This is a genomic window from Streptomyces sp. NPDC107538 (assembly GCF_055657445.1).
Genome location: NZ_JBVKAY010000022.1, coordinates 1 through 17295 on the forward strand (window position 1 = coordinate 1; position 17295 = coordinate 17295).

Here is a 17295-nt window from a genome sequence, read left to right on the forward strand (position 1 = left end):
AGTTCCCCGCGCCCCTGAAAAGCGAAGCAGGGGCTGCGCCCCGCTTCGCTTTTCGGCCCGAAAGGGCCGTAGGCCCTTAAGGGGCGCGGGGAACTGCGCGACCAGCCCCCACCGGACCCGCGCTGTGAACCCTGCCTCAGACCGCGAAGTCGTCCTCCCGCGTCTCCGGCAGCGCCACCAGGCACAGCAGGCTCACCAGGCACAACCCACCCGTGTAGAACCCCAGCACCAACGGCGACGACCACTGGCTGTGCAGCCACGTCGCGACGAGCGGGGCGAACCCGCCCCCCAACGTGTTGGCCAGGATGAACGCCGCCGAAGCCCCGGTGTAGCGCAGCCTGGCCGGGAACAGCTCCGCCAGGAACGCGGCCATCGGCGAGAACATCAGGGCGAGCAGCATCAGCCCCACGGTGTACGCACCGGTGATGACGAACCCGTTGCCCGTGCTCAGCGACCCGTACATGGGAACCGCCCACACGACACACCCGGCTGCCCCCGCCAGCATCAGCGGACGCCGCCCGACCCGGTCGGCCCGCCGTGCGACGGGCAGGGTGATCGCGATCCCGGCCGCCGCCCCGACACTCGCCGCCGTGAGCATCGTGTTCTGCGGGATTCCGAGCGACTTCGGCCCGTAGGACAGGCTGTAGACGATCGTCAGGTAGTAGACGGCCGAGCCGCCGATCGCCGCCCCCGTGCCGAGCAGCAGCCGCCCGGGATACCGCGCGAGGAGCGTCCCGAGCGGAAAGCGCGAGGCGGGTGGCGTCACCGCCGAGGACGATCCCTTCGCAGGCGATCCCGTCGAAGGAGACCCCTTCGAAGGCGATCCCGTCGAGAGCGTTCCGTTCGAGGGCGATCCCTTGAACACCGGGGACTCCGACACCGTCGCCCGCACCCACAGCCCGATCACCACGAGCACCGCGCTGAGCAGGAACGGCACCCGCCACGCCCACTCGGTGAACCCGTCGCGGCCCACGAGGTTGAGCGTGGGGAGGATGACCGCGCTGGAGAGCAGGAAGCCGAGCGAGGGGCCGACGTTCGGGACGGCGGCGTACAGCGCGCGCCGGCCGGGCGGGGCGTGCTCGGCGGCCAGCAGGACCGCACCGCCCCACTCGCCGCCCATGCTGACGCCCTGCAGCAGACGGAGCGTCACCAGCAGGACGGGCGCGAGGAGTCCGGCGGTCTCGTACGTCGGGAGCAGTCCGACGCCGACCGTTGCGAGGCCCATGAGCAGGAGGGACGCCACCAGCGCGCGGCGACGGCCCAGCCGGTCGCCGATCGTGCCGAAGAGCACGACGCCGAGGGGGCGGGAGACGAAGGCCGCGGCGAAGGTGAGGAACGCGGCGAGGGAGGAGACGGTCGCGTTGCCGGAGGGGAAGAACGCGGGTCCGAGGACGAGCGCGGAGGCGGTGCCGTAGACGGCGAAGTCGTAGTACTCGATCGTCGTGCCGACGACGCTCGCGACGGCGACCTTGGGCGCGCTCGGTCCGGCCGGTGACGAGGACGATAACGGGGCCCGTTCGGGGTCCACGGCCTCGGCGACGGTGGGGGAAGGGGATTCGGGCATGGGGGCTCACTTCCGGTATGCCCGGCCATAAATGGTCCGGGCCCAGAGGGGGACGGCCACGCATGAAACACGAACCGGAGTGCGGCTGTCACCTTAGGCCGGGAAATTCGACGGCCACAAGGAAGCCTCGGAAAATACCGTCCGGTGTTCGTCGAATTGTTTCGACGAACACCGGAAGTCGATTACACGCGACAACGACATAATATGCGACGAACACCACTTACGAGCGCAGTCAACCCAGGGATCCTGTCAACCCCCTGTCAATATTAATGTGTTTCTCCGCATAAAAATTTGCCGTCGGTCACGCCTTGCCAACTCCCGATCACGCACGGAATGCTGACGTCCGGGCCGAACTTGAAAGTTCTACGACCATCGTTTTTCGGACATGGAGCGGAAGGCGCTTTTCCCATGCTGAAAACTGGCAAGCCATTACGTTGGAGAAGGCTTTCTCTGGCCGGCGACGACCGGCATTTGCTCATACCGCTCGACCACAGCGTTTCGGACGGTCCGGTCGCCCCGCCGGGGCAGTGGGAAGACCTGTTGAGAGAACTGGTGGCCGGCGGCGCCGACGGGATCATCGTCCACAAAGGGCGGGCCCGCACCCTCGCCCCGGACATCCTCGGGAACTGCGCGCTGGTGGTGCATCTGAGCGCCAGTACGGCCTGTTCCGCCGATGTCGACGCCAAGGTGCTGGTCGGCGATGTCGAGGAGGCGGTGGCGCTCGGCGCGGACGCGGTCAGCGTCCATGTGAACATCGGCTCGGACACCGAGGGACGACAGCTCGCCGACCTGGGCGCGGTGGCCCGTTCCTGCGACACCTGGGGCATGCCGCTGATCGCGATGGTCTATCCGCGCGGCCCCCGGATCGACAATCCGCACGACCCCGCGCTCCTGGCGCACCTCGTGAACGTCGCGGCCGATCTGGGCGCCGACATGGTGAAGACCACCGTGGCCCTGCCGCTCGACCGGATGGCCGAGGTGGTGGCCCACAGCCCCATCCCCGTCCTCGCGGCGGGCGGCCCACCGGACGGCTCCGACCTGGTCGCCTACGGCACCGCGGTGATGGCCGCCGGCTGCCGGGGCCTCGCCGTCGGCCGCCGGATCTTCTCCTCCCCCTCCCCCGCCTCCCTGGTGTCCCGGCTCGCCGCGGTGGTGCACGGACGGGACGGCGACGGCCTGCCTGATGACATGAGCATGTCCACCCAGCCGGCTCCCCACCCTCCCCACCCTCCCCACCCCCATTACTCGACGATCGTGGCAGGTGTCGCATGAGGTTCGCGTGGATCGATCTCCGTGAAGTCCCCCGTCCGCAGCTCCAGGCGGTGGTGGACGCGGCCGTCCATGCCCGGATGGCCGGGGTGGTCTCCGCCGACGCCGAACTGCTGGGGACACTGCCGCCGACGGTGACTCGGGTGTTGGCCACGACCACCCCGGCCGCGGCTGCCGCGAAGAAGCCGGGCGAGAGGACCGACGGCAAGGGGGGCAAGGAGGCGGCCAAGGCCGAAAACAAGGCCGCGGCAGCCGACGGCACGGCGTCCGCCGGCACCGGATACGACCTCCTGCTGCGGAAGTTCACCGCCCAGGACGAGCTGGACGCCCTCGCCGCCGAGAACCGGGCCTCGACCGGCTCGCCGGTGACCCGTACGCCCGTCGCCGGCTTCGTCGACGTACGGGACGACCGCACGCTCCAGCTGTCGTGCGCGGGCGCGATGGCGCTGCCGTACACGGTGATCCACTTCGCCGATCCGACGAAGATCCCGCTGGAGATCGTGCTCGCGGCGGCCGAGTCGGCCGAGGGGAAGCTGGTGACGGTGGTCGGGGACCTGGAGGAGGCGGCCATCGTCTTCGACGTCCTCGAACGCGGCTCCGACGGCATCCTGTTCACGCCCCGGAGCGCGGACGACGTGTTCGCGCTGGCCCGGCTGCTGGAGGCGACCACCCCGCAGCTGGAGCTGTCCACGCTGACCGTGGAGAGCATCCGGCACGTCGGGCTCGGCGACCGGGTCTGTGTGGACACCTGCTCGCACTTCGAGGAGGACGAGGGCATCCTCGTCGGCTCGTACTCCTCCGGTTTCGTGCTCTGCTGCAGCGAGACGCACCCGCTGCCGTACATGCCGACCCGGCCGTTCCGGGTCAACGCCGGTGCCCTGCACTCGTACACGCTGGGCCCCGACAACCGCACCAACTACCTCAGCGAGGTCGGCTCCGGCAGTGCCCTGCTGGCGGTCGGCGCGGACGGCCGGACCCGGCGGGTGGTGGTCGGGCGGGCCAAGCTGGAGTCCCGGCCGCTGCTGGAGATCCGTACGCACGCGGAGGACGGGCGCCTGGTGAGCCTGACCGTGCAGGACGACTGGCATGTGCGCGTCCTCGGTCCCGGCGGCAAGGTCCTCAACGTCACCGAGCTGCGGACCGGTGACGAGCTGCTCGGCTATCTGGCGCAGGACAAGCGTCATGTGGGCCTGCCCATCGGCGAGTTCTGCAAGGAGGTCTGAGACCTCATGGGCTCACTCGTGGCGGCCGCGGCGGGCGAGGACGGGATGCGCGCCCTGGTCCAGCGGCTGTTCGACGCACGGGACGACGGCCTGCCGTATCTGACGCATCGGCAGGAGACCGTCACCCGCGGGGAGTTACGGGAGCGGGTGGCCAAGCAGGCCGCCGTGTTCGCCGGGTACGACATCGGGCCCGGCAGCACGGTCGGCCTGCAGACACCGCCCAGCTTCACCCAGGTCGAGGTGCTGCTCGCGCTGTGGCGGCTGGGCGCGCAGGTGATGCTGTTCGACTTCCGGCTGAAGCCCGCCGAGGTGGACGCGCTCTGCGCCGGCTGCCGGCCGCAGTTCATGGTCCGGGCCGGGTCCAACGTCCGGGCGGCGTTCGGTTTCCGGCCCGAGTACGAGGTCGCCACCGAGTGCCGCAGGGCCGGGCGGCCGGCCGGCGGCGGGCACCGGCTGGTGCAGTTCAGCTCGGGGTCGACCGGGCGGCCGAAGGTGATCGGCAGGACCGCCGGGTCGATCGCCGCCGAGGTCGAGTCGTTCGGGGCCGTGCCCGGGATGCCGGCCGAGGGCGACCGGCTGCTGCTGCTCAGCTCCACCGCGCACAGCTTCGGGCTGCTCGGCGGGCTGCTGCACGCGCTGGCCGCCGGGGTGTCCGTCGTCTTCGCGCCCCGGGTCTCCGCCCGCGACATCCTGCGGACCTCCGTCGACCACCGGATCACCCATCTGTTCGGGGTGCCGACGCACTTCGAGCTGCTGGGCGCCGCCCTCGATCCGCCCGCCCTGCCCGAGCTGCGGACCGCCGTCTCCGGCGGCGAGCTGATGCCGCCCGAGGTCGCCGCGCGGTTCGCCGAACGGTACGGCGTCCGGGTCGGCGAGGCCTACGGCACCACCGAGACCGGCATCGTCGCCCTCGACGTCGGCGGCACGCTCCGGCCCTCGGTCGGCCGGCCCGCGCCGGGTGTGCTGGTCCGGGAGCACCGAGGCGAACTGGACGTCGCGCTCGCCGAGTCGCCGTATCTCTTCGACTCCGGCGGCACCCAGTACGAGGACGGCTGGCTCCGTACCCGCGACCGGGCCACGATCGGCGCGGACGGCACGGTCACCGTGGGCGGCCGGGCCGACTCCCTCGTCGTCGTCGGCGGCCTCAAGGTCGACCTCACCGAGGTCGAGCGGGTACTGCGCGCGCACCCGGCCGTCGAGCAGGCGGTCCTGGTCCACGAGGGCGTCACCGAGGCGTACGTGGCACTCGCCGCCGGGGCCCGGAGCCCGTCGGCGGAGGAGCTGCTGCGCTGGTGCCGGGAGCGGCTCGCCGACTACAAGCTGCCCCGGGTGATCCGGCTGCTGGACGCCCTGCCCCGCACGTCCAACGGGAAGCTGGTCCGCCGGGCGGAGACGCTCCAGGCGGCGGCGAGCGGCACGTAACGCCCGCGGGGCAGCGCATGGACGACCTGTCGCACGCCTTTCGCATGCCTTCCGCATCCCTTCCGCATGCCTGTCGCATGCCTGTCGCATGCCTTTCGTACGACCTTTCCCCCATGGAGATGGCGATCATGAGCACGTCCACCCTGGACAACGAGATCCGTGAGTTCGTCCTGACCACGGTCATCGACGAGATGAACATCCTGCTCAGCCGCGACGGCATCACGGACGAGAGTCCGGTGACCGTCGGCGGGCTGGAGCTGGACTCCCTGAGCCTGATCGAGCTGACGCTGCGGCTGGAGTCGCGGTTCGGCGTGGAGATCCCGGACACCGACATCGAGCCGCTGGCCTCGCTGACCCTCGGCGGGCTGGTCGCCGAGGTCGTCGGGCGCGGGGCGAAGGCATGAGCGCGGAGGCCTCCGCGCCGGCCGTCATCACGACCGGCCTGGTCCGGGAGCTGCTGTCCGACCGCAAGATCTTCCCCGGTGTCCCGGACGACCTCGGTGAGGACGCCGAACTGGTGCTGGACTCCCTGGGGCTGGTGTGGCTGCTGCATGTGGTGGAGGAGCGGTACGGGCTGGTGGTGGAGCCCGGCGACGAGGACATCGCGGGCCTGACCTCGCTGCGACGGCTGACCGCGTTCTTGGGCGCGGCCGGGGCGGACACGGCTGGGGCGGACACGGCCGGGGCGGGTGCGGCCGGGGCGGGTGCGGTGGATGGGGGTGGTCGGGGTGACCGGTGAGGTGACGGTGACCGGGTTCGGTGTCCGTACGGCCTTCGGCACGGGCGCGGACGCCCTGCGGCGCGGTGTGTTCGCGGGCGTCCCCTCGTTCGCCCCCACCACCCGCTTCGACACCGGCCCGTACCGTACGCCGATGGCGGGCGCCGCTCCCGACGGCCCGGACGGGGTCGCGCACTGGGCCCTGCGCCCCGCGCTCGCGCAGTGCGGCGCGGAAGCCCTCGACATGGCGGGCCTGCCCCGGGGCACCGAGGCGGCGGTCCTGCTGGGCATCGCGGGCGACTGCACGAGCGTCACGCGGTATTGGCGGGCGGCGACGGGGACGGCTGGGGCCGAGGAGGAGGGGGGCTCCGGACCGGGCGGTGCTGGACCGGGCCGCTCCGGACCGGGCGGTTCTGGACCGGGCGGAGACGCGGGCCGGTCCCGTGGGGGCGCCGAAGGCGGCGCGGGCCACGCGCCGCCCGGTGAGCGGTCCGCCGGAGCACCGTGGCCCGGCGCTCCCGGCGCAGCGCGGCCCGGCGCGCCCGGAGCGTCACAGTACGGCGCGCCCTGGGAACCGCTCGTCCGAGGCGGCGCGGGCCACGCCCTGTCCGGTGTCGGGACGGCCGGGGCGCTGCGGCTCGGCGAGAACGGGGAACCGCTCGTCCGAGACGGCCAGGCGCACGCCCCGCGCGGTGACCGGACCGACGGGGCATCGTGGCTCGGCGGAGCCGGGGAGCCGCTCGCCGACCCGACCGCGTCGCGTCTCGCCGACGCCGTGCCCGCGTATCTCGCCGAGTCGCTCGCCGGGAGCCTCGGGCTGACCGGTCCCCGGCTCACGTTCACCAACGCCTGTGTGGCCTCCGCCGCCGCGATCATCCACGCCTGCCGGCTGATCTCGTCCGGGCGGATCGACGTGGCGGTGTGTGCCGGCGGCTATCTCGTGGAGGAGGAGACCTTCGGGAAGTTCGACTCGGGGCGGGCGCTGTCGCGGGACGGCATGGTCCGGCCGTTCAGCGCCGACCGCACCGGGCTGCTGCTCGGTGACGGGGTCGCGGCGGTCGTACTGGAGTCCGCCGAGCACGCGCGCCGGCGCGGAGCCCGCCCGCTTGCGGGCGTGACCGGCTGGGGCGCGGCGACCGACGCCCACCACATCGCCCAGCCCCACCCCGAGGGCGTCGGCCTGGCCCGCGCGGCCCGGCAGGCGCTACGGCTGGCCGGGGACCCGGACGGCGCGGGCCTCGGCTATGTCAACGCCCATGGCACCGGCACCAAGTACAACGACGGCGCCGAGACCCGGGGCCTGCGCGCGGCGCTCCCGGAGCGGGCCGGGTCGATCCCGGTCAGCTCCACCAAGAGCACCACCGGCCATCTTCTGGAGGCGGCCGGTGTCGTGGAGTTCGTGATCACCGTGCTGGCCCTGATGGACGGCGTCCTGCCGCCGACCGCCGGCCTCACGCAGGCGGACCCGGAGTGCGACCTCGACTACGTGCCGAACCGGCCCCGGCAGGCCGACCTCCGCCGGGCCCTCACCATCAACGCCGCCTTCGGGGGCGCCAACACCGCACTCGTCCTGGAGCGGCCGTGACGACGACGAACAGCGGAAACGGAAGCGGAACGGCCGCCGCCGCGAGCGGTTCGGCCGAGAAGGCTCCCCTCCGCACGCCCCTCGGCGTGCTCACCACCGCCACCGCCACCCACGGCACCGGCCGGGACGGCGACATCCCGCTGCCCCGGCTGCCCGGGTTCGTGGAGTCGGCGTTCAGCCCGCTGGTGTACGAGGTCGCCGCGCGGTGTCTGACCGAGTGGCCCGGGCTCGGCTCCCGGACGGCCGTCGCGCTGGCGAGCCTGATGGGTGACACCACCACGGCCGATCTGGCGAGCCGGCGGGTGGTGGCGGGCCGGGTCCACAACCCGCTGCTGTTCATGCAGGCCACCGCCAACTCCGTACTGGGGCACATCAGCCGGGAGTTCGGGATCACCGGTCAGATGTTCAGCCTTTCCACCCTCGACGACCCGGTGACCGAGCTGCTCGCGATGGCCGACCTCCTCCTGGAGGACCCGGAGCTGGACCGGGTCCTGGTGCTGGGCGTGGAACTGGGCGGCGGCGAACGCGTGGCCGCCGTCCACCGGGAACTGGCCGCCGGGCGGATGGACCCGGCTGACGTACGCCCGGACCTCCCCGAGTCCGCCGCCCTGGCGGTGGCCGTGCTGCTCGGCCGTACCGGTGCCGGGGCGGCCGTGACCATCCGGTCGGCGGAGACGCGGGAGGCGACCGGGACCATCCGGTCGGCCGAGACGAGGGAAGCGGCCGAGGCGAGGGAAGCGGCCGAGGCGAGGGAGGCGGCCGTGACGCACGACGGCGGTCGGCCGTCGGTCTCCCCGCACCCCGGCGGCGTCCAGGGCCTGTTCGACCTGGCCGCCGCCCATCGACGGCTGCTGCGGGACGGTGGCGGCACCCATCTCCTGGTCACCGATCCACGGGCGCCCGCGTTCCTCCTCGACGCCGAGCGGCTCCCGGACGGACCCGAAGGCGACGAGACCGGGGGAACCGAGCCCGAAGGAAGCGAGACGGAGACCCATGCTCATCAGTAGGCAGGAGCGGGCGCGGATCTGCTCCGACACCGAACTCGGCGCCGGCAACGTCCTGCACCGGCTGCGCGCGTACGCACGCCCGCTCGACGAGCCGGTCCTGCACACGGACGGCACCTGGCGCGCACCGGACGGCAGCCGGCCCGAGGTGCTGACGCTCGGGCAGCTGTGCGAGGCCGTCGAGACGTACGCGGGCTGGTACGCGGCCCAGGGCGTGCGCCCCCGTGACCCGGTGGCCGTCCACTCCTTCTCGGCCGCCGAGTTCGCCGTGAACTTCCTGGCGCTGACCTCGCTCGGCGCGATCCCGTCGTTCGTCAACGGCCATCTGTCCCCGGAGACCGCCCGGGAGTACGTGCGCCGCCAGGGCGCGGTGGGCGCCTTCACGGACGAGGCGCATCGGGAGGTACTGGCCGGGGACGGGCTGGGCCTCGGCTTCCGTGCGACCGCCGGGACGATCCGCCCGGAGCACCGCGCGTCGCTCCCCCCGTCGTACCCGTACCGGCACGACCCGACCGACCCCGTGCTGATCTCCCACTCCTCCGGTACGACCGGTCTGCCCAAGGGCGTGCCGCACACCCACCGGACGCTGATGTACGCCCAGGTGCACCGGCTGCGGTTCTCCACCGGGGCCGACATGGAGCGCACGCTGGTGGGACTGCCGGGCGCGCACAACGCGATGGTGGCGACGCTGCTGTACTGCCTGCTGCTGCGCACGGACATCAGGCTGCTCTCCAGCCAGCGCGGTACGGACGTCCTGGACGCGATCGAGGAGTTCCGGCCGACGACCGTGCTGGCCTTCGCCGGGACCTTCGGCGAGATGGCGGCGGAGGATCTGACGGCACGTGACCTGTCCAGCGTGCAGGTGTGGTTCAACACCGGGGACGCGGCGCACGAGGCGCACATCCGGGCGCTCGTCCGGCACGGGAGCCGGATCGAGATCCGGCGGGACCTGAGCCGCGTCCGGGTGGAGGGCTCGGTCTTCGTGGACGGGCTCGGTTCCTCCGAGGCCGGCTACTCGGTCTTCCACAACCGGCACACCAAGGACACCTCCGCCTACTCCCGCCGCGTCGGCAAACCGATCAGCTTCGCCGAGGCCGCGGTCCTGGCCGAGGACGGCACCCCGCTGCCACCCGGACAGATCGGCCGCCTGGGCCTCAAGTCGCCCACGCTCACGCCCGGTTACTGGAACGACTCGCTCACCTGGAACCGGATGCGGCTCGGCGGCTACTGGCTCACCGGCGACCTCGCCCACCAGGACGAGGAGGGCAATTTCTACCACCTCGACCGGGCCCCGGACGCCGTGCGCACCCGCGCGGGGATCGTCTTCAGCACCCGCACCGAGGAACTCCTCCTGGCCGCGCTGCCGGGCCTCGCCGACTGCACGGTGGTCGGAGTCGCCCCCGACGGCGTCCGCGCGGACTGGGACGGCGACGGGGAGGCGGAGGCGTACGCGCTGCTCCAGCTGAGCGGCGAGGACGCCGCGGCCGACGCCGTCGGTGACGAGGAGTGGACCGAGCGCGTCAACTCCGTGCTGACGGAAGCCGGTTTCCCGCCCGTGTCCCGGGCCCTGCGGATGGAGCCCGACGACGTGGCCAAGGGAGCCACCGGCAAGGTTCTCAAACGAGTGATGCGCGACCGGTTCGCCGCCAAGGAGCGACAGGCATGACCACGAACACAGGCACCGGCACCGACGGCGGCACCGACGGCGTCAACCACCGCGCCCGCGCGAGTGAGGCGTACCGGCTGTGGTGGCAGCACGACGCCAACTGGTACCAGGGGGTGGCCGCGCGGTTCGGGCAGGAGGCCGCGAACGAGATCAACGCGGAGGCGATGGGGAAGGTCGCCCGGCACGTCGGACAGCGGGTCGCCCGGCTGTACGGGCCGCTCCCCGACACCGGCGACATCCGCAAGGATCTGGAGGAACTGCGCCGCCGTTACGACGACTGCGGCGACCGGATGTTCCCGCCGGAGCTGCGCAACGCCGCCACCGAGGTCGAGGACGACGACCTGATCGTGCTGACGCTGAAGCGGAACTTCGCGATCACCATGGTCCGGATGGCCGGGTCGCTGGAGGGTTACCGCTGCCCGTGCACCGCCGTCCACGCCGGCTGGTCCGAGGGCCTCGGGGTGACCCTCACGGAGAACCGCGCCGAGAGCTGTCTGCGGAACGGTGACGCGGCGTGCCGCCTGCTGATGCGGATCGCCACACCCGCCGGGCCTGCCGCCCCCGTCGCACCCGTCGTACCCGGTTCGGAGGGCTGAGGCATGCGCGTACTTGTCGCCGGGGCCACCGGAGTGGTCGGGTATCCGCTGGTGGGGGCGTTGCGGGCGCGGGGTCACCAGGTGAGCGCACTGGTACGGCCGGGCTCGCGGGGCCGGGCCCCCGAGGCGGACGAGGTGGTGGTCGCCGACGCCCTCGACCGTGACGCCGTACGGTCGGCGGTGGCGGCCGCCCGGCCCGAGGTGGTCGTCCACCAGCTGTCGGCGCTGCGGCTGCTGCGGGACGACCCGCCGGGGGCCTTCGCGCTCACCGCCCGGCTGCGCACCGAGGGCACCGCCCATCTGGTCGAGGCGGCCCGCGCCGCCGGCGCACGCCGACTGGTCGCCCAGTCCATCGCCTTCGCCGCCGCCCCGGCCGGCGACCCGGTCCTCGACGAGGACGCGCCCCTGTACGTGGACGCCCCCGACCCCGGCTGGGCCGCGACCGTACGGGCCGTCGCCGAGCTGGAACGGCAGGTCACGGACCGGGACAGCGGCCTGGAGGGCGTGGTGCTGCGCTACGGCACGCTGTACGGCCCCCGCACCGCGTACGCCCGGACCGGCGCCACCGCGCGGTCCGTGCTGGCCGGACGGCTCCCGCTGGCCGGCGGCGGGGCCGGGATCATGTCGTTCCTGCACGTCGAGGACGCCGTGGGGGCGGCGGTGGCGGGCGTCGAGTCCGAGGCCGCCGGGGTGTTCCATGTGACGGACGACGATCCGGCCCCGGCCGCGCAGTGGCTGCCGCACCTCGCCCGGATGCTGGCCGCGCCCTCCCCGCGCACGGTCCCCGCAGCCCTCGCGCCCCGCCTCCTCGGCTGGTTCATGGCCCACCAGCTCACCTCCGCACACGGCGCCGCCAACGACCGGGCCCGCACGGCCCTCGGCTGGAAGCCGACCAGACCGAGCTGGCGCGACGCACTGGGCCAGGAATGACCGCCCCCGACGACACCACCGGCCCCGACACCCCCGCCGCGACCGCCACAATCATCGTGCTCAGCCCCGATGACTTCGCCGCGGCTGCCACCGTGCCCGAGCCCGAGCCCATGCCCGGCGAGATCACCCCGCTCGGCATGCATCCACCCGACGACGCCACCACGTTGGGCACGAACCCCCCGGCCGGCGCCGCCCCGCCCGGCGCCCCCGGCCCCGGCCCCGTCGGCCCCCTCACCGTCTGTGTGGTCGGTGCCGGTCCCCGGGGCCTCTCCGTGCTGGAGCGGATCTGTGCGAACGCCGGGGGGATCGTGCGGCCGGTCGAGGTGCACCTTGTGGACCCGTATCCGCCGGGCGCGGGCGCGGTCTGGCGGACGGACCAGCCGGGCGAGCTGCTGATGAACACGGTCGCCTCCCAGGTGACCCTGTTCACCGACGCGAGCGTGGACTGCGCGGGGCCGACGGTGCCGGGCCCCAGCCTGCACGAGTGGGCGTGCGCGGTCCGGGACGGGGCCGTCGACCACGGCCTCCCGGCCCGCGCCCTGGACGAGGCCCGCCGACTCGGCCCCGACACCTATCCGACCCGCGCGTTCCACGGCCACTACCTGGAGTGGGTCTTCCGCCACCTGTTACGCACGGCCCCCGCCCATGTCACCGTCCACACGCACCCGACCACCGCGATCGCCCTGCGCGAAGACACCCCGGACGGCCCGCAGACGGTGACCCTGGCGGACGGCGAACGGCTGACCGGCCTGGACACCGTGGTGCTGGCCCTCGGCCACGGCACCCTCACCCCGTCGCCGGAGGAACGCGCGCTGCGTTCCTTCGCCGACCGCCACGGCCTCACCTACGTGGCCCCCGCCAACCCGGCCGACACCGACCTGAGCGGCATCCCCCCGGGCACCCCGGTCGCCCTGCGCGGCCTGGGCCTGAACTTCTTCGACTGCCTGGCCCTGCTCACCGAGGCCCGCGGCGGCACGTTCAAGGAGGGCGAGTCCGGTCTCGTCTACCTGCCGAGCGGCAACGAGCCCGTCCTGTACGCCGGTTCGCGGCGCGGCGTCCCGTACCACGCCCGGGGCGAGAACGAGAAGGGCGCCCTCGGCCGCCACGAGCCGCGCTTCCTCACCCCCGACGTCATCGCCGCCCTACGGCACCGCGTGACCGACGGCCACCCCCTCCGCTTCCGCGACGACCTCTGGCCCCTCGTCGACCGCGAGATACGGACCGTCCACCACGAGGCCTGGATCCGAGCCGCCCGAGGCCCGGACGCGGCCGAGGAGTTCGTACGGTCGTACCTCGCGGCCCCGGGTGACGAGGGCGCGGAGGCGGCCCTGCTCGACCGGCACTCCGTCCCACCCACCGCGCGATGGGACTGGGCACGAATCGAACGCCCCTACGGCGAGCGGACGTTCGGCGACCGCGCCGACTTCCGGCACTGGCTGCTGGACCATCTGCGCCGGGATGTCACCGAGGCCCGCCTCGGCAATGTCGACGGTCCGCTGAAGGCCGCGCTGGACGCCCTGCGGGACCTCCGCAACGAGATCCGGCTCGTCGTCGACCACGGCGGAGTCTCCGGCGACTCCTACCGCGCCGAACTCGACGACTGGTACACCCCGTTGAACGCCTTCACGTCGATCGGCCCGCCTGCCTTCCGGATCGAGCAGCTGATCGCACTGATCGAGGCGGACGTCCTGCACGTGCTGGGCCCGGGAATGCGGGTCCGGGCCTGGGCGCACGGCGGTACGGGCGGTTTTCTCGTGGATGCCGAACGGGTGGACGAACCCCCGGTCCGCGTCGACGCGCTGATCGAGGCGCGGCTGCCCGCCGTCGATCTGCGGCGGGCGGCCGACCCCCTGCTGCGGTCGCTGTTCCGGACAGGTGCGTGCGCGCCGTACCGGCTCGGCGGCGACGCGGGATACGAACCCGGCGGCCTGGCGGTGACCGACGGCCCGCCCCGGCTGGTGGACGCCACGGGCCGGCCGCATCCGCGCCGGTACGCCTTCGGTGTGCCGGTGGAGGGCGTGCGCTGGGTGACGGCGGTCGGCATCAGGCCCGGCGTGGGCTCGGTGACGCTGGAGGACTCGGACGCGATCGCACGGGCCGCGCTGGGGCTCGCCCCGGCGGCAGGTCGTCCATCGGGCGCAGGGAGTGAAGCCACGTGAACACGATGTCCGTGGGCACCGACGCGGGCCTGCTCGCCCCCACCTGGGCCGGTACGCCCGTCGCGGCGGAGGTGACCGACGAGGCGTGGCTGCAGGCCATGCTGGACACCGAGGTGGCGCTGGCCCGCGCCCAGCACGCGGTCGGACTGACACCGGCCGCCGCGGTGCGGACGATCGCCTCGGCGGCCCGGGTCGAACGGCTCGACCTGCCCGCCCTGGCCCACGCCGCCCGTGCCGCCGCGAATCCGGTGGTCGCGCTGGTGACGGCGTTCACCGAGGTCGTCGCGGCGGAGGACCCGGGCGCCGCGGAGTATGTGCACCGGGGGTCCACGAGTCAGGACATCCTGGACTCGGCGGCGATGGTGATCGCCCGTCGGGTGCTCGCTCTGATCGGCGGAGATCTGTCACGGGTCGCCGCGGCCTTCGCCGCGCTGGCCGACACGCATCGGCACACCGTCCTCGCCGGCCGCACCCTGGCCCAGCACGCCGTGCCCACGACCTTCGGGCTGAAGGCGGCGGGGTGGCTGGAGCTGGCCGTCGACGCGATCGTGCGGGTGCGGGCCGTGGCGTCCGGGCTTCCGGCGCAACTGGGGGGAGCGGGCGGGACGTTGGCCGCGTACCGGGAGTACGCGGTGGTGGATCGTGGGGCACGGCAGGAGGTGGACATCCACGGGTCCGGTGGGGCTTCTCTCTCCGTTCCCCGCGCCGCCGACACAGGCGGTCTGGAGCTGCTGGGGCCCTTCTCCTCGGCCCTGGGCCTCGCCGAGCCCACCCTCCCCTGGCACACCATCCGTACGCCCGTCGCCGAGCTGGGAGCCGTGCTGCAGCTCGTCACGGGAGCGCTCGGAAAGTTCGCGCTGGATGTGCAGACCCTCTCCCGGACCGAGATCGGTGAGCTGTCCGAACCGGCGGGGGCCGGGCGTGGCGCCTCCTCGGCCATGCCGCAGAAGCGGAACCCCGCGCTGGCCACACTGATCGTGTCGGCCGCCCGGCAGGTCCCCGCGCACGCGCTCGTCCTGGCGCAGTGTCTGCTCGCCGAGGACGAACGGCCCGCCGGGGCGTGGCACGCCGAGTGGCAGCCGCTGCGGGAGGCGCTGCGGCTGGCGGGCGGGGCCGCGCACACCGCCGTCGAGCTGGCGGAGGGCCTGATCGTCCACCCGGAGCGCATGCGGGCCAATCTCGACCTGACCGGGGGTGCCATCGTCGCCGAACGGCTGGCGGTGGCGCTGGCCCTGGTGCTCGGCAAGGCCCGCGCGAAGAAGCTGCTGGCCACCGCGTCGGCCGAGGCCGCCGGCACCGGCCGGCCGCTGCGCGAGGTGGTGGTCGCCGACCCCGAGCTGTCCGCCCGGTTCACCCCCGCCCGACTGTCGGAACTGCTCGACCCGGCCCGCTACACGGGCGCGGCCGACGCCCTGATCGACCGCGCCCTGCACCGATACGACGACGTGCGCGACCACGACGACGTACGTGACCACGAGACGCCCAGCGGAGGAACCCTGTGAGCACCGTGAGCCGGACGACCGGGACCCCGGAGGTCGCCCCACCCACCCGCTCCTGGCCGATCCTGCTGGTCGTGGTCTGCGCGCAGATGCTGATCTGGCTGGACACCTCGATCCTCAATGTCGCCGTCACCACGCTCGCCGACCCGGTGGCGGGCCTGGGCGCGACCCCCGGCGAACTGGAGTGGGTGGCCAGCGCCTACACCCTGGTCGTCGCCGGCACCCTCTTCGCGGGCGGCGCGCTCGCCGACCGTTTCGGCCCCCGGAACACGCTGCTCGCCGGGCTCGCGCTGATCGGTGTGGCCTCCGGCGCGGGCGCGTTCGTGGACAGCCCGGCGTGGCTGATCGTGGCGCGGGCCTTCATGGGCGCGGGCAGCGGCCTGCTGATGCCGGCGACGCTGACGGTGATCGTGCAGAGCACCCCGGAGGAGAAACGCACCCGGGCGATCGCGATCTGGAGCTCGTCGAGCGGTCTCGGCGTGGCCATCGGCCCCGTCGCGGGCGGCGCGCTGCTCAGCCACTTCTGGTGGGGCTCGGTGTTCCTCGTCAACGTGCCGATCGTCGCCCTGTGTCTGCTGGCGGTCCTGGCCGTCGTCCCGGACCTCGGCGGTTCCCGCCGCCGCGTGCTCGACCTGCCGGGCCTCGCCCTGTCGGTGCTCGGCCTGGGCGGCGTGGTCTACGGCATCATCGAACTCGGCGGCGGCAGCGCCTGGTACGGCCCCCGCGTGCTCCTGCCCCTGGTCCTGGGCTGCATCGTCCTGGCGGTGTTCGTCGCCGGTCAGCGCAGGTCGGCGACGCCCAGCCTGGATCTGCGGCTCTTCCGGCAGCCCGGTTTCACGGCGGGCAGCGTGGTCCTGCTGATCGCCTTCATGGCGCTGGCCGGTCACCTGTTCTACGCGGCGTTCTATCTCCAGGGCCCGCGCGGTCTCTCCCCCGCCGACGCCGGCACCGTGATGATCGCCGCCGCCGTCGGCATCGTCCTGGGCAGCCAGGCCTCCCCGGCGCTGAGCCGTCGGCTGTCGGCCCGCTGGACGGTCACGTCCGGCGTCCTGGCCACCGCCGTCACCTACGTCGCCTACGCCTGGCTCGACGGCCGGACCCCGCTGTGGATCGTGGCCGCACTGCTGTGGGTCCAGGGCTTCGGCATGGGCCTGGTCGGCACGCCGGTCACCGCCGTGATGATGCGCGGGGTGCCGCCCCAGCTCGCGGGCGCCGGGTCGGCCGTCAACAGCGTCACCCGGCAGGTCGGCGGCACCCTCGGCGTGGCGATGGCCGGCTCGATCCTCTCCGCCGTCTACCGCGACCGCATGGCCGACGCCGAACTCCCCGCCCCCGCCCAGGGGTTGTCACCGGCCGCCGAGCAACAGGCCCGCACCTCCGCCGAAGCCGCCCGCTCCCTGGCCGACTCCCTCAACCTCCCCGACCTCACCACCGCAGCCGACCAAGCCTTCCTCGACGCCATGCACACCACCACCCTCACCATCGCCACCCTCGCCCTCCTCGGCACCGCAGCAGCAGCCATGGGCTTGCGCACCAGCACCAAGCCCGCCCGAGAGGCCCCCTAAAACCCCGACCGCGCAGACCGGCGTCTTCCAGGCCCGCAGGGCCTGGTCTTTCAGGGGCGCGGGGAACTGCGCGAGAACCCCCACCGAACCCGCAC

The 17295-nt window shown here is 73.4% G+C and carries 14 protein-coding genes; 13 read left to right on the forward strand and 1 reads right to left on the reverse strand.

Annotation, left to right across the window (positions count from 1 at the left end; all coding sequences use genetic code 11):
- Positions 1-136 precede the first annotated feature (136 nt).
- A complete protein-coding gene (locus ACZ7MG_RS40835; protein ID WP_471391852.1) occupies positions 137-1564 on the reverse strand; it encodes an MFS transporter in 1428 nt (475 codons plus the stop codon).
- Between the two features lie 408 nt (positions 1565-1972).
- On the opposite strand from ACZ7MG_RS40835, the gene ACZ7MG_RS40840 reads away from it, so the two are divergent.
- From ACZ7MG_RS40840 to ACZ7MG_RS40900, 13 genes are all read left to right on the forward strand, one after another.
- Positions 1973-2836 (forward strand): class I fructose-bisphosphate aldolase family protein, encoded by an 864-nt coding sequence (locus ACZ7MG_RS40840; protein ID WP_471391855.1) that lies wholly within the window; start codon positions 1973-1975, stop codon positions 2834-2836.
- Positions 2833-4056, forward strand: coding sequence for a 3-dehydroquinate synthase II family protein (locus ACZ7MG_RS40845; RefSeq protein ID WP_471391857.1), 1224 nt, complete (start codon positions 2833-2835; stop codon positions 4054-4056). Before ACZ7MG_RS40840 ends, ACZ7MG_RS40845 begins: the two co-directional genes overlap by 4 nt.
- Before the next feature lie 6 nt (positions 4057-4062).
- Positions 4063-5478 (forward strand): class I adenylate-forming enzyme family protein, encoded by a 1416-nt coding sequence (locus ACZ7MG_RS40850; protein WP_471391859.1) that lies wholly within the window; start codon positions 4063-4065, stop codon positions 5476-5478.
- A 119-nt stretch (positions 5479-5597) separates the two neighbouring features.
- Positions 5598-5882 (forward strand): acyl carrier protein, encoded by a 285-nt coding sequence (locus ACZ7MG_RS40855; protein ID WP_177261679.1) that lies wholly within the window; start codon positions 5598-5600, stop codon positions 5880-5882.
- Complete coding sequence (locus tag ACZ7MG_RS40860; RefSeq protein WP_471391862.1) at positions 5879-6217, forward strand: acyl carrier protein; 339 nt, start codon at positions 5879-5881, stop codon at positions 6215-6217. Before ACZ7MG_RS40855 ends, ACZ7MG_RS40860 begins: the two co-directional genes overlap by 4 nt.
- Positions 6192-7781, forward strand: coding sequence for a beta-ketoacyl-[acyl-carrier-protein] synthase family protein (locus tag ACZ7MG_RS40865; RefSeq protein ID WP_471391865.1), 1590 nt, complete (start codon positions 6192-6194; stop codon positions 7779-7781). The genes ACZ7MG_RS40860 and ACZ7MG_RS40865 overlap by 26 nt, the downstream gene beginning before the upstream one ends.
- Positions 7778-8788 carry a hypothetical protein gene (locus tag ACZ7MG_RS40870; RefSeq protein WP_471391868.1) on the forward strand — a complete coding sequence of 337 codons (1011 nt, stop codon included), beginning with the start codon at positions 7778-7780 and terminating at the stop codon, positions 8786-8788. Before ACZ7MG_RS40865 ends, ACZ7MG_RS40870 begins: the two co-directional genes overlap by 4 nt.
- A complete protein-coding gene (locus ACZ7MG_RS40875) occupies positions 8775-10451 on the forward strand; it encodes a class I adenylate-forming enzyme family protein (protein WP_471391871.1) in 1677 nt (558 codons plus the stop codon). The genes ACZ7MG_RS40870 and ACZ7MG_RS40875 overlap by 14 nt, the downstream gene beginning before the upstream one ends.
- Positions 10448-11047 (forward strand): hypothetical protein, encoded by a 600-nt coding sequence (locus ACZ7MG_RS40880; RefSeq protein ID WP_471391874.1) that lies wholly within the window; start codon positions 10448-10450, stop codon positions 11045-11047. Before ACZ7MG_RS40875 ends, ACZ7MG_RS40880 begins: the two co-directional genes overlap by 4 nt.
- Positions 11048-11050: 3 nt before the next feature.
- On the forward strand, positions 11051-11977 hold the full coding sequence (locus tag ACZ7MG_RS40885; protein ID WP_471391877.1) for an NAD-dependent epimerase/dehydratase family protein: 927 nt from the start codon (positions 11051-11053) through the stop codon (positions 11975-11977).
- The gene (locus ACZ7MG_RS40890; protein WP_471391880.1) at positions 11974-14136 is read left to right on the forward strand and encodes an FAD/NAD(P)-binding protein; all 2163 of its coding nucleotides are present in this window, start codon (positions 11974-11976) and stop codon (positions 14134-14136) included. The genes ACZ7MG_RS40885 and ACZ7MG_RS40890 overlap by 4 nt, the downstream gene beginning before the upstream one ends.
- A 5-nt stretch (positions 14137-14141) precedes the next feature.
- Entirely contained in the window at positions 14142-15638 is a 1497-nt protein-coding gene (locus ACZ7MG_RS40895) for a class-II fumarase/aspartase family protein (protein WP_471392111.1), read from the forward strand.
- Positions 15635-17200: an MFS transporter gene (locus ACZ7MG_RS40900; protein WP_471391882.1), complete on the forward strand. Its 1566-nt coding sequence runs from the start codon at positions 15635-15637 to the stop codon at positions 17198-17200. Before ACZ7MG_RS40895 ends, ACZ7MG_RS40900 begins: the two co-directional genes overlap by 4 nt.
- The last annotated feature ends 95 nt before the right edge of the window (positions 17201-17295 follow it).